This window comes from Curtobacterium oceanosedimentum, from assembly GCF_020297365.1.
Lineage (GTDB): Bacteria > Actinomycetota > Actinomycetes > Actinomycetales > Microbacteriaceae > Curtobacterium.
This window is the reverse complement of sequence record NZ_JAIXIG010000029.1, coordinates 1-12,358: the sequence shown is the minus strand read 5'-3', so window position 1 is coordinate 12,358 and position 12,358 is coordinate 1. Positions and strand designations below refer to the sequence as shown.

At 71.2% G+C, this 12,358-nt stretch carries 11 protein-coding genes; 7 read left to right on the top strand and 4 right to left on the bottom strand.

Going from position 1 to position 12,358, the window contains the following annotated elements:
• Nucleotides 1–200: 200 nt before the first annotated feature.
• Together LEL83_RS16295 and LEL83_RS12935 are read right to left on the bottom strand one after the other, a co-directional pair.
• Complete coding sequence (locus tag LEL83_RS16295; RefSeq protein WP_308009911.1) at nt 201–1,241, bottom strand: C40 family peptidase; 1,041 nt, start codon at nt 1,239–1,241, stop codon at nt 201–203.
• A 177-nt stretch (nt 1,242–1,418) separates the two neighbouring features.
• Nucleotides 1,419–2,114, bottom strand: coding sequence for an iron-dependent transcriptional repressor DtxR (locus LEL83_RS12935; protein ID WP_198656838.1), 696 nt, complete (start codon nt 2,112–2,114; stop codon nt 1,419–1,421).
• Between the two features lie 207 nt (nt 2,115–2,321).
• Between LEL83_RS12935 and serC the strand changes: the two genes are divergently transcribed.
• Nucleotides 2,322–3,440 carry a phosphoserine transaminase gene (serC, locus tag LEL83_RS12930; protein WP_225559122.1) on the top strand — a complete coding sequence of 373 codons (1,119 nt, stop codon included), beginning with the start codon at nt 2,322–2,324 and terminating at the stop codon, nt 3,438–3,440.
• A gap of 100 nt (nt 3,441–3,540) precedes the next feature.
• Here serC and LEL83_RS12925 read toward each other — a convergent pair whose 3' ends face one another.
• Together LEL83_RS12925 and LEL83_RS12920 are read right to left on the bottom strand one after the other, a co-directional pair.
• Nucleotides 3,541–4,335 carry a DUF3027 domain-containing protein gene (locus LEL83_RS12925; RefSeq protein WP_225559121.1) on the bottom strand — a complete coding sequence of 265 codons (795 nt, stop codon included), beginning with the start codon at nt 4,333–4,335 and terminating at the stop codon, nt 3,541–3,543.
• A gap of 4 nt (nt 4,336–4,339) precedes the next feature.
• Nucleotides 4,340–4,717 (bottom strand): cold-shock protein, encoded by a 378-nt coding sequence (locus LEL83_RS12920; protein WP_198656841.1) that lies wholly within the window; start codon nt 4,715–4,717, stop codon nt 4,340–4,342.
• 55 nt (nt 4,718–4,772) lie between these two features.
• On the opposite strand from LEL83_RS12920, the gene LEL83_RS12915 reads away from it, so the two are divergent.
• From LEL83_RS12915 to LEL83_RS12890, 6 genes are all read left to right on the top strand, one after another.
• On the top strand, nt 4,773–5,072 hold the full coding sequence (locus LEL83_RS12915; protein ID WP_225559120.1) for a hypothetical protein: 300 nt from the start codon (nt 4,773–4,775) through the stop codon (nt 5,070–5,072).
• A gap of 28 nt (nt 5,073–5,100) precedes the next feature.
• Nucleotides 5,101–6,864 (top strand): helicase-associated domain-containing protein, encoded by a 1,764-nt coding sequence (locus LEL83_RS12910; RefSeq protein ID WP_225559119.1) that lies wholly within the window; start codon nt 5,101–5,103, stop codon nt 6,862–6,864.
• A 46-nt stretch (nt 6,865–6,910) separates the two neighbouring features.
• The gene (locus tag LEL83_RS12905; RefSeq protein WP_225559118.1) at nt 6,911–8,605 is read left to right on the top strand and encodes a DNA repair helicase XPB; all 1,695 of its coding nucleotides are present in this window, start codon (nt 6,911–6,913) and stop codon (nt 8,603–8,605) included.
• A 143-nt stretch (nt 8,606–8,748) separates the two neighbouring features.
• Entirely contained in the window at nt 8,749–9,444 is a 696-nt protein-coding gene (locus LEL83_RS12900) for a response regulator transcription factor (RefSeq protein ID WP_079237230.1), read from the top strand.
• Between the two features lie 78 nt (nt 9,445–9,522).
• Nucleotides 9,523–11,208 (top strand): sensor histidine kinase, encoded by a 1,686-nt coding sequence (locus tag LEL83_RS12895; RefSeq protein WP_225559117.1) that lies wholly within the window; start codon nt 9,523–9,525, stop codon nt 11,206–11,208.
• 191 nt (nt 11,209–11,399) lie between these two features.
• Nucleotides 11,400–12,350, top strand: coding sequence for a hypothetical protein (locus LEL83_RS12890; RefSeq protein WP_225559116.1), 951 nt, complete (start codon nt 11,400–11,402; stop codon nt 12,348–12,350).
• Nucleotides 12,351–12,358: the final 8 nt, after the last annotated feature.

Here is a 12,358-nt window from a genome sequence, read left to right as displayed (position 1 = left end):
CGTGCACACAGGCTGTGGTCGACCAGCTGTCGACACGCGCGCGCCGACCCATGGTGCGGGTCGTGCGGAACGTCGACATCAGGTCTCCTGTTCGCGCCGGTACGGACCGGTGCAGCGTCAGGTTAACCCAAGAACCGGCCCGGCACGAGGGTGCGCGGGCCGGTTCGGGTGAAGTTCACACGCCGGAGGGACGGTGGTCGCTAGACCCCGAAACGGACGATGTGGTAGTCGCTGGTCCAGATCGGACGGATCTGCACCGAGCCACCGGGCTTCGGGGCGTCCATGATCATCCCGTTGCCCATGTAGAAGCCGTCGTGCGCCCCGTTGTTGAAGATGACGACGTCGCCGGGCTGCGCCTCGGACTCGGGGATCGTCGTGCCGGCCTGGTCCTGCAGCGGCACCGAGTGCGCCAGGTCGATGCCGTGCTGGGCGTACACGAACATGATGTAGCCCGAGCAGTCGAAGCCGGACGGGTCGGCGCCACCGAAGACGTACGGGGTGCCGATGTACTGCTTCGCGGTCGCGACCACGGCGGGCAGTGAGAACGGGGTGTCCGCAGCGCTGGAGCTCGCCGCGTACTCGGCGGCCGAGGGGCCGGAGTACGACGCGTACTGCTCGGCGGTCTCGGCACGGGCGGCCTCGGTCTGCGCAGCCCGCTCCTCGGCGCGGTCGGCGGCGGCGGCGCGGTCGGCTGCTGCCTGTTCGGCGGCCGCAGCGGCAGCCTTCTCAGCGTTCAGCGTGGCGGTCGAGGTCGCACCGTAGCCGTCGCGGCTCGTGTCGGCGAGGGCGACGGCGTCGGACACCGACAGCTCCTGGCTCTGCGCGGCACGGGCCTGCCGCTCGGTGGCGGCGTCCGCCTGGGTCGAGGCGGAGGTCGCCGCGAAGGCCGGGGCCACCGCGACGGTGCCGAACATGCCGGCGGCGACGGTGAGGACGACGGGTGCCAGGAACCTGCGCTTGCGCGAGGTCGAGCTGGCCTCCGCGGCACGTGCGGCGGCGGCGGCCTGGGCGGCACGACGACCCCCGGGCAGCGGCGCGGTCTTCACGGGCACGACCGGGCGGGTCGTACGCCCGTCGGCTGCACGAGCGGCCCGCCGGGTGAGCGGGGCGTCGGTGGCGTTCACGGTGTTCGTCGGGTTCGCGGGCGTCTGGGCGTCCGCGGCGGAACCGGTCTGCGTCAAGAGGTGGATCTCCGGCGTCTCGTCGACGTCGCCGTGGGTGTCCGGCGCCGTTCGACCCATCCGTTCGTCATCGTTTCCGATCAGGCAGGAGACGGGTACGAGACGTCCTGCCACGGGTCACCGGCTCTGGGGCAGCGCGGCGACTCGGACGAGCCTACGGAGCCGTCGTTACCGTGTCGAGATGAAACGGCCTCTTGGTAACGAATCGGTAAACACTCTCAGGGAGCGCTCGGACTGTCAGGTCCGCTCGATGTAGACGTGCTGCGCGACCTCGGACGGCAGCTCGATCCCGGCGTCCTCGCCCTCGACGCGCACCGCGACGTAGGCTCCCGCGCGCTGCACGCTGGCGACCCGGCCGGGCATGACGCCGGCGGTCCGGAGCTGGTGCAGGAGCTCGGGCTCGAACTGCACGGGCTCACCCAGCCGACGCACGACACCGGTGGCGACGGCGTCGGTGCCCTCGGTCGCGGCGACGATGTTGTGCACGCCGTCGAGGAACCCGGCGGCAGCGGGGCCACCGATCTCTGCCAGACCCGGGATCGGGTTGCCGTAGGGCGACTCGGTCGGGTTGCCGAGCATCTCGAGCAGGCGGACCTCGACCTGCTCGCTCATCACGTGCTCCCACCGGCAGGCCTCGTCGTGGACGAACGCCCAGTCGAGTCCGATGACGTCGGCGAGCAGGCGCTCGGCCAGACGGTGCTTGCGCATCACGTGCGTCGCGCGCGAGCGCCCTTCGTCGGTGAGCTCCAGGTGCCGGTCACCCGACACGACGACGAGCCCGTCGCGCTCCATCCGCGCGATGGTCTGCGAGACCGTGGGACCGGAGTGTCCGAGGCGCTCGGAGATGCGGGCACGCAGCGGCACGATCGCCTCCTCCTCGAGGTCGAGGATGGTGCGAAGGTACATCTCCGTGGTGTCGACGAGATCGGTCACGGTCCGCCTCTCATGTCTGGGCCCAGCGGCGACCACACTACTTGTTCGGACCGACGAACACCGACCGGGGCCCGCAGGACGTGGAGAACGGGCCGCTGCACGCGGTCCCGAGCCAGCCCCGCCCGGCCGCTGCACGCGGTCCCGAGCCCGTCCCGTCCGGCCGGTGCAGGGCACGGGCACCGAGGGCCCCGTCGGTAGGGTTGCTCCATGGCAGACATCGTCATCCCGGCCGAACTCCTCCCCACCGACGGTCGCTTCGGCTGCGGCCCGTCCAAGATCCGCGGCGCACAGCTCGAGTCCCTCGTGACCCGGGGCGCGACGCTCCTCGGCACGTCCCACCGGCAGAAGCCGGTGAAGGACCTGGTCGGCAGCGTCCGCGCCGGTCTCGCCGACCTGTTCCAGGTGCCCGACGGCTACGAGGTCGTGCTCGGCAACGGCGGCTCGACCGCGTTCTGGGACGCCGCGGCCTTCGGGCTCATCGAGCGCCGTGCCGAGAACCTGTCCTTCGGCGAGTTCGGGGCGAAGTTCGCCAAGGCCGCCGCCGCCCCGTGGCTCGAGGCGCCGCACGTCGTCCAGACCCCCGGCGGCTCGCTCGCCGCGCTCGAACCCGTCGAGGGCGTCGACGTCTACGCCTACCCGCACAACGAGACGTCGACCGGCGTCATGGCCCCCGTCGTCCGCGCAACCGGTGACGCCGGCGCACTCACCGTCGTCGACGCGACGAGCGCCGCCGGCGGTGCGCTGTTCGACGTCAGTGCCACCGACGTCTACTACTTCGCGCCGCAGAAGAACTTCGCGTCGGACGGCGGGCTGTGGCTCGCACTATTCTCCCCGGCAGCGATCGAGCGCGTGGAGCGCATCGCCGCCTCGGACCGCTACGTCCCCGAGTTCCTGTCGCTCAAGAACGCCGTCGACAACTCGCGCTTGGACCAGACGCTGAACACCCCGGCGATCGCCACCCTGCTGCTCCTCGACGAGCAGGTGCGGTGGATGAACGAGTCGGGCGGTCTGGCGTGGGCGGACCTGCGCACGAAGACCTCGTCGTCGACCGTCTACGACTGGGCCGAGTCGGTCGACTACGCGACGCCGTTCGTCACCGACCCCGCCGCCCGGTCGCAGGTCGTCGCCACGGTCGACCTCGACGACTCGATCGACGCGAAGGCCGTGGCCGCGACGCTCCGCGCCAACGGCATCGTCGACACCGAGCCGTACCGCAAGCTCGGCCGGAACCAGCTGCGCATCGCGACCTTCACCGCGATCGACCCGGACGACGTCGCGAAGCTCGTGCGTGCGATCGCCTTCACCGTCGACGCCCTGCGCGGTTGACGGACTGACCCCACGACGGACGGGAGGCGCGGTGCCAGCTGGCACCGCGCCTCCCGTTCGTCGTGGGGTCGCGTCGACGCCGGGGCGTCGCGCTGGTCCGTCAGGACCGGTGGTGGTCGGGGTCGACCTCGCCCGGGTCGAGCCGGTCGACCTCGAGGTCGGCGTCCGGGTCGACGGGCCGGACCCGCTGCGCACGCCGGCGGGTGGTCCGTGCGGGCGGCGCCTCGACGGGCTCGTCGGTGCCCGTCTCGTCGGTGTCGGTGTCAGTGTCGGCGTCGGCGTCGGCGTCGGCGAGCGCGTCGACGTCCACGCCCTCGATGTCGTCGTCGTCCGACTCGTCGAGGTCGTCCTCGTCGGCGTCGAAGTCCTCGTCGTCGTCGGACGCGTCGTCGTCGGACTCGTCGTCGTCCGCGTCGTCGTAGTCGGCGTCCTCGTCCGACTCGTCGTCGAAGTCGTCGTCGTCCTCGTCGTCCTCGTCATCGGACTCGTCGTCGTCGGACTCGTCGTCGTGCTCCTGCGCCGCGCGGTACTCGGCCAGCCGCTCGGACCACGGCACCCACTCCGGCGCGACGAGCGCTCCGTCGCCGGGCATGAGCTCGACCTCGAGCACGGTCGGGTCGTCGTCGCCGACCTTGGCGACGCTGACGGTCCACCGCCACCCAGGGTAGCCGGGCAGGCGGTTGGCGAACAGGACGGACACCACGCCGTCCCCTTCGTCCACGGTGCCGACGGGTGCGCCGACGGTCGACTCGGGGGTGACCTCGAGCAGCGCCGCGCGCGCCAGGTCGGTGTAGTCGACGGACGCTGCGTCGACGGACGCTGCGTCGACGGACGCTGCGTCGGTGGACGCTGCCTCGGGAGCCCTCTCGGCCCCGGTCGTCTCGGACTCGCTCATGGGGTCACGCCTCCAACTGGTCTGCGACGTGCCGCAGGATGGCGGCGATGCGATCGCCGTTCTTCGGGTAGCGGCCGTGACGCAGGTCGCCACTGATGCGGTCGAGTTCCTTCACCAGGTCCTCGACGATCACCGCCATGTCGTCCGCCGAGCGCCGCGTCATCCGCGACAGCGACGGCTGGGGCTCCAGCAGCCGCACGGACAGCGCCTGCGACCCCTTCTTCCCCTGCACGACGCCGTACTCGAGCCGCGTCCCTGCCTTGACGGTCACGACACCCTCGGGCAGCGAGGACGCGTGCAGGAACACCTGGTCGCCGTCGTCTCCGGTGATGAAGCCGAATCCCTTGTCGTCGTCGTAGAACTTGACCTTGCCGGTGGGCATGCGTGGACTCCTCGAGGTCGTGGTACGGCCGTGGTGCGTCGGATATCCTGGGTCGATGGCCAAGCCGACCCGGTCGACCGGGAACCCGCAGGACTCCGCCGAGATCCCGGTGACGTTCAATCGTACCGAACGTGCTCTGGCGTTCATGATCGGCGGGATCATCATCCTCGGGCTCCTGTGCTTCGTCGCGATGATCGTCATGTGGCTCACCGCCCCCGAGGCCCAGGGCTCGATGCCGTGGCCGGTGATCATGGCCATCCCGATGTTCGGGTTCCCGATCGCCATGGTGCTGGTCTTCACGCTCCTCGGGATCACCTGGACGCGTCGCGCACGGGCGAACCGGACGGCTCGCTGACGTCCCCCGCGGACGCTGGCACCGGACGATGACGACCACCGCCGACCTCGCCGCCCGGCTCCGGGCGATGCCGGACGACGCGCTCGAGCGCCTCGTCGCCGCGCGACGACTGCCCACCGCGGCACTCGCCGAGACCGGACCGCAGCACATCACCGACTTCTTCGACCTCGCCGAGGCGCTCCGCACCGACGAAGCCGTCGACGCCGCGGTCGAGCACCTGCCGCGCGCCACGGTCCTGGCCCTGCGTGACGGCGGTGCCGTCGACGCGCTCGGCCCCGCGATCGAGCTCGGCCTCGCCGACGAGGACGGCGCTGTCGACGACGCGGTCGCCGCACGCGTGGCCGCCCACCCCGACCTCACCACGCTCGACCGCCCGGGAGGTCCGGACCGGCCCCGTCCCGCAGCACCCGGACCCGACGCGGCCGACCAGGACCGCGCCCGCGGCACGGGCGCCGAGCAGGCGTTCTCGACCATGACCGTGCTCGCCGAACTGCTGCGCGCGGTGGACGCCGGCGACGTCCGCGAACTCGTCAAGGGCGGCATCGGCACGCCGCTCGCCCGCACCCTCGGCGAACGCATCGGCGCCGACGCCGAGGTGGTGCCCGGCCGCCTGGAGCTGCTCGACCGGATCGGGTTCGCCGACCCGGACACCGGGCGGTGGGTGCTCACCGACGCCGGTCGCACCTGGTTGCTCGCGAGCTGGCCGGACCGCTGGGGTTCGCTGGTCTCGGCGTGGTCGGGCACCCTGCCGCCCGCCGTGCACGAGGTGCTCGCGCTCGCCGACGGCGACCTGCACGACCTCGTGCCGCTGGGACGCTGGGCGTACCCGGCCGGTGCCCGGTGGCTCGACGCGCTGCTGCTCGAGGTCGCCGGGGCCGCGGCCTCGCTCGGCCTGTCCGTCGACGGCGTGCTCACCGACACCGGACGCGCACTGCTCGACGGCGACACCGGGCCCGCCGCGCAGGACCTGCCCGGCACCGTCGACCGGGTCTACCTGCAGCACGACCTCACCGTGATCGCCCCCGGGCCGCTCGCCCCCGTGGACGACGACGCCCTGCGGACCGTGGCCGTGCTCGAGGCTCCGGGTCTCGCGGCCCGGTACCGCATCTCCGAGGACACCCTGCGTGCCGCCTTCCACGCCGGGAACTCCCGCGACGACCTGCTGGCGGTGCTCGGACGACTGTCGGCCACCGGGATCCCCCAGCCGCTGGCGTACCTGATCGACCAGGTCGCCGGGCGGAACGGCAGCATCGTGGTCGACCGCGGCCCGGGCGGTGTCGGCACCGAGGTGCGGGGCAGCGCCGACCAGCTCGACCTCGTCGGGGTGGACGCGGAGCTCCGGCAGCTCGCGTGGGAACGCCCCGACCTGACGACGCTCACCACCCGCTACCCACCGCACGTGGTGCACACCGCGCTCGAGGACCAGCGCTACCCGGCCGTGCTGACGACCGCGGCCCGCCCCGAGACGCACCACGGGCCTCCCGGCCGGCGCAGCCCTGCCGGACGCTCGCCGGAGCAGGCGGCGCACGCACTCGTGGAACGACTCCGCCTGACGACCCAGCGCGGCGACGCCGAACCGGAGCAGGAGTGGTTGGGGCGGCAGATCGACCTCGCGGTGCGGGGTCGCACGCCGATCCGGGTCACGGTGCGCATGCCGGACGGCTCCGAGCGGCCGTTCACGATCGTGCCGACGTCCGTCGCCGCCGGACGCGTACGTGGGCGCGACACCGGTGTCGACGTCGAACGCACCCTGCCGCTGTCGCTCGTGGTGTCCGTCGAGAGCGACGCCTGAGTCCGGGTCGCCCGCACGCAGGCATCGGCGTCTAGGCTGGCAGGTCATGAACGGACCGCTGATCGTGCAGAGCGACCGCACCGTGCTCCTCGAGGTCGCGCACCCCGACGCCGAGGACGCACGCCACGAGCTCGCGGCCTTCGCCGAGCTCGAGCGCGCACCCGAGCACGTGCACACCTACCGCATCACCCGGCTCGGCCTGTGGAACGCACGCGCCGCGGGACACGACGCCGAGAGCATGATCGGCACCCTCGAACGCTTCGCGAAGTTCCCGGTGCCGCAGAGCGTGACGGTCGACATCCGCGACACCGTCTCGCGCTACGGCCGGCTCGTGATCCGTCGCGAGGAGCGCCCCGACGCGCCGGCCGTCGCGAACTCCCCCACCGAGGAGCTCGAGCGCCTGCCCGTCCTGCTGCTCACCGCCGAGGACCCCTCCGTGCTCGCCGAGGTCATCCGGTCGAAGCGCATCAAGCCGCTGCTCGGCGACATGCGGTCCCCGTCCGAGGTCGAGCTGCAGCCCTGGGCGCGCGGCCAGATCAAGCAGGAGCTCGTCAAGCTCGGCTGGCCGGCGGAGGACCTGGCGGGCTACACGCCGGGACAGCCGCACCCGATCGACCTCGACACCGCCGAGTGGCACATGCGGCCGTACCAGGAGCAGGCCGTCGACACGTTCTTCGCGCAGGGCTCGGGCGTCGTCGTGCTCCCCTGCGGTGCCGGCAAGACCCTGGTCGGAGCGGGGGCGATGGCGACCGTCAAGGCGACCACGCTCATCCTCGTCACGAACACCGTCTCGGCGCGGCAGTGGCGCAACGAGCTGCTCAAGCGCACCACCCTGGCTCCCGAGGACATCGGCGAGTACTCCGGCACCGTCAAGGAGATCCGGCCGGTCACCATCGCGACCTACCAGATCCTCACCGCGCGCCGGAAGGGCGAGTACACGCACCTGTCGCTGCTCGACGCGCTCGACTGGGGCCTCATCGTGTACGACGAGGTGCACCTGCTGCCGGCCCCGGTGTTCAAGCTCACCGCGGACCTGCAGGCCCGTCGTCGACTCGGGCTGACGGCGACCCTGGTGCGCGAGGACGGCCGCGAGAGCGACGTGTTCTCGCTCATCGGCCCGAAGCGGTACGACGCCCCGTGGAAGGAGATCGAGGCCCAGGGCTACATCTCCCCCGCGGAGTGCTACGAGGTCCGCGTCGACCTGCCCCACGAGGACCGGCTCGAGTACGCGGCGTCCGGCGACGACGAGCGGTACCGCCTGGCCGCGACCTCACCGGCGAAGACCCCCGTCGTGCGGGAGCTCATCGAGAAGCACCGCGGCGAGCAGATCCTGGTGATCGGGCAGTACATCGACCAGCTCGACGAACTCGCCGCGTCGCTCGACGCCGCGGAGATCACCGGCGCGACCCCGGTCGACGAACGCGAGCGGCTGTACGACGCGTTCCGGTCCGGCGAGGTCGACGTGCTCGTCGTGTCGAAGGTCGCGAACTTCTCGATCGACCTGCCCGACGCGACCGTCGCCATCCAGGTGTCCGGGTCCTTCGGATCACGACAGGAAGAGGCGCAGCGCCTCGGCCGGTTGCTGCGACCGAACAAGGACGGCCTGCCCGCGTCCTTCTACACGCTCGTGGCGCGGGACACCGTCGACCAGGACTTCGCCCAGAACCGCCAGCGGTTCCTGGCGGAACAGGGGTACTCCTACACGATCCTGGACGCCGACCAGGTGGCAGCGCCGGTCTGACCGGCGCGACCCACGGACGGACGGGAGGCGCGGGGCGCGGCCGCCACGCGCCTCCTTTCCGGCTCATGGCCGCCGGTTCCGCTCATGGCCGCCGTACGAAAGGCTCCCAGACAACGACCAGGGAACCGTCAGAAGATGGAGCCATGAGCGATGGCCCCAAGATCCTGATCGTCGACGACGAGCCGAACATCCGCGACCTCCTGACGACCTCGCTGCGGTTCGCCGGGTTCGCCGTCCGCGCGGTCGGCAACGGCGCGCAGGCGATCTCCGCCGTGCTCGAGGAAGAGCCGGACCTCATCATTCTCGACGTCATGCTCCCCGACATGAACGGCTTCGGCGTCACCAAGCGCCTGCGCTCGTCGGGCTACACCTCGCCGATCCTGTTCCTCACCGCGAAGGACGACACCGAGGACAAGATCACGGGCCTGACCGTCGGCGGTGACGACTACGTCACGAAGCCGTTCTCGCTCGACGAGATCGTCGCCCGCATCAAGGCCATCCTCCGTCGCACCATGAACGACGAAGAGGACGCGATCATCCGCGCCGGCGAGCTCACGATGGACCAGGACACGCACGAGGTCACCATCGGCGACGCGCAGATCGAGCTCTCGCCCACCGAGTTCAAGCTGCTCCGCTACCTCATGCTCAACCCCAACCGGGTGCTGTCGAAGGCGCAGATCCTCGACCACGTGTGGGAGTACGACTTCAACGGCGACGCGGGCATCGTCGAGTCGTACATCTCGTACCTGCGCCGCAAGCTCGACCAGTACTCGGCCGAGCCGATCATCCAGACCAAGCGCGGCTTCGGCTACATGCTCAAGGCGACCAAGGCCTCGTAGCCTCGTCGGGTCTTCACGGCGGCCGTCCGGTTTCACCGGGCGGTCGCTGTCTATCGTTGGGGCAGAATGCACACGCGAATGAGTCACTGGTGGGACGGGATCTCCCTGCGCACCAAGATCACCGGGATCACGGTGCTCCTGGTCGCGCTCGGACTGCTCGTCGCCGGGCTCGGCACGATGACCGTGCTCTCCACCTACCTGATGCAGCAGCTCGACAACACGGTCAAGCAGACGACCGAGCAGCTCGAGGGCCAGAACATCAGCGACGGCGAGCAGTACTGCAAGCTCTCCGTCGTGGTGTCGCAGAGCGCCTACGTCGCCGCGTACGACGCCGACGGCGACCAGATCTGCGAGACGCCGGCGTCCAGCCGCCCAGACGTCCGCCAGGCGATGCTGGTCGACGCCGCCCGGACGAACCAGCGTGTCTCGCTCTACGACACCCAGCACAACCACGAGTGGCGTGCCCAGATCATCCCGGCGTCGCTGCAGAACCAGTCCGACGGCTCCACCGAGACCGGGTACGTGCTCATCGCCGTGTCGAGCGCCGGCACCGACGAGACCGTCGCCAAGTTCACCGCCATCTTCCTGGGCTTCGGCGCCTCGGTGATCCTGCTCGGGGCGATGCTCACCCGCCTGCTCGTCACGGCGACGTTCGACCCGCTGCGCGACGTCGAGGACACCGCCGCCCGGTTCGCCGCCGGTGACTTCAACCAGCGCCTCGAGGCCGACACCCCGAACACCGAGGTCGGGCGGCTGAACCGGTCGCTCAACGTCATGCTCGAGCGCATCGACTCGGCGTTCGAGGACCGCCAGCGCACCATCGACCAGATGCGGCGGTTCGTCGGCGACGCCTCGCACGAACTGCGCACACCGCTCGTGTCCCTGCGCGGGTACGCCGAGCTCTACCGGATGGGCGCCCTGCGCAAGGAGGAGGACGTCGCGCAGGCGATGGAGCGCATCGAGAAGGAAGCGCAGCGGATGGGCCTGCTCGTGCAGGACCTGCTGCAGCTCGCCCGCATCGACGAGTCGAAGCCGCTCGAGCTCGGCCCGGTCGACCTCGTCGCCATCGCGCGCGACTCCGCGCTCGACACCATGGCCTCGAACCCGGACCGCGAGATCCAGGTCCTCGTCGAGGACGCCCTGACCGGCGAGAGCGTGCCCCAGGCCGTGCGGCCGCCGGCATCCGCCTCGTCCGTCTCCTCCGCCGACACCGGCGAGGTGCCCCCGGGCTCACCCACCTCGGCGAACACGACGGGACCGATCGCGTTCTCGCGGCAGACGATCGCCCGGCTCCGGGCCCGTCGGACCCGTGCGATGAACATCGACGCGGGCGCGGCCCCCACCGACGAGACCACGCCGCTGCCCACGGTCGTGCTGCCGAAGCGCCCCCCGATCGTGCTGGCGGAGGAGAACAAGATCCGCCAGATCGTCACGAACCTGATGGGCAACGCCATGCGCTTCACGGAGCACGACGACCCGATCGAGATCGGTATCGGCGTGGACGACGAGCGCGGCATGGCCCACCTCGACGTGATCGACCACGGCGAGGGCATCCCCGCTCAGCTGCGCGAGAAGATCTTCCAGCGGTTCTGGCGTGCGGACACCTCGCGTGCCCGTGACACCGGCGGCTCGGGCCTCGGGCTCGCGATCGTGTCGGGCATCGTCGCGGCGCACCACGGCTCCGTCGAGGTCTTCGACACCGAGGGCGGCGGCGCCACGTTCCGCGTCTGGCTCCCCCTGCTCCCCCGCGACTTCGCCGCCTGACGCCGCGCGGGCGCGGCGCGCGCCGCGCTGCCGTGAAGTCGCACTTCGTCCCACATCCCGCCCGGCCAGCGGGGTCAAAGTGCGATCTCACGGTCGGTGGTTCTCCTGCACCGGGGCGTGCGGAGGATCGTCTGTCCACGGTGGACGGTGGCGGCCCTCGCCGACGTCGTTCCCGGAACCAGGCTGCGGTCATGCCTCGTCGTCCCGCCCCGCTCCCCAGCCGCTTCTCGAACACGCCGTTCCGCGTGGCCGACGCACTCGAAGCCGGAGTGGGGAGGAACCGCTTGGCGCGGGGCGATCTGACCATCCCCGCACGAGGGGTTCGGCTGCCGTCGGGCCAGGACGAGTTCGTGCACAGGGTGATGGCGCTCGGACTGCTGCTGCGACAGGACCAGCACGTGAGCCACGTCTCCGCCGCGCAGCTCTGGAGCTGTCCGCTGCCGCGCTGGGCCACGATCGACTCAGCGCCGATCCACGTCGCGACCGTCGGACTCGGGCCGATCGAACGCCGTGTCGGCATCGTCGGGCACCGGATCGCGACCGATCGCGCGTCGACTGCCGTGATCTTCGGCGTACGGGTGAGTAATCCCGCGTCGGCCTGGTACGAGTGCCGGACACTCCTCTCGGTCCGGGAACTCGTCGTGCTCGGTGACCACATGGTCGGCGTCGGTCGTCTGACCACCCAGGCTCAGCTGCGCGCCACGATCCGTCGAGGTGACCGCGGTGTCACAGCGGCTCGCGCGGCGCTCGAGCAGATCAGGGTCGGCTCCGAGTCGCCGATGGAGACGATCCTGCGGCTGATCGTGACGGACGCAGGGTTCCCGGAGCCGGCGTTGAACGTCGACGTGCACGATGCCGAGGGTCGGTTCATCGGCAGGGCAGACATGGCATGGCCGGAACTCCGCATCGCGCTCGAGCACGACGGCGACCATCACCGGACCGATCCGGCCACCTTCCACCGCGATCGCCAGCGCAGCAACGCGTTCACGTCGTCGGGGTGGTCGGTCATCCGGACGACGGCGCCCGACATCCGCGCCCCTGCGGCCTTCCTCGAGGAACTCCGGCGCGCGTTCGCTCGAGCACACGACAAGGTGGATCGAGCATCGCGTGAGGTCGCACTCGGGCCCGGTAGAGGGGCGTGATGACATGC

Coding starts and splice junctions, on each gene's coding strand:
- LEL83_RS16295 (WP_308009911.1), bottom strand. CDS start 1,241: ATGGGTCGAACGGCGCCGGACACCCACGGCGACGTCGACGAGACGCCG.
- serC (WP_225559122.1), top strand. CDS start 2,322: ATGGCAGACATCGTCATCCCGGCCGAACTCCTCCCCACCGACGGTCGC.
- LEL83_RS12925 (WP_225559121.1), bottom strand. CDS start 4,335: ATGAGCGAGTCCGAGACGACCGGGGCCGAGAGGGCTCCCGAGGCAGCG.
- LEL83_RS12920 (WP_198656841.1), bottom strand. CDS start 4,717: ATGCCCACCGGCAAGGTCAAGTTCTACGACGACGACAAGGGATTCGGC.
- LEL83_RS12915 (WP_225559120.1), top strand. CDS start 4,773: ATGGCCAAGCCGACCCGGTCGACCGGGAACCCGCAGGACTCCGCCGAG.
- LEL83_RS12910 (WP_225559119.1), top strand. CDS start 5,101: ATGACGACCACCGCCGACCTCGCCGCCCGGCTCCGGGCGATGCCGGAC.
- LEL83_RS12905 (WP_225559118.1), top strand. CDS start 6,911: ATGAACGGACCGCTGATCGTGCAGAGCGACCGCACCGTGCTCCTCGAG.
- LEL83_RS12900 (WP_079237230.1), top strand. CDS start 8,749: ATGAGCGATGGCCCCAAGATCCTGATCGTCGACGACGAGCCGAACATC.
- LEL83_RS12895 (WP_225559117.1), top strand. CDS start 9,523: ATGAGTCACTGGTGGGACGGGATCTCCCTGCGCACCAAGATCACCGGG.
- LEL83_RS12890 (WP_225559116.1), top strand. CDS start 11,400: ATGCCTCGTCGTCCCGCCCCGCTCCCCAGCCGCTTCTCGAACACGCCG.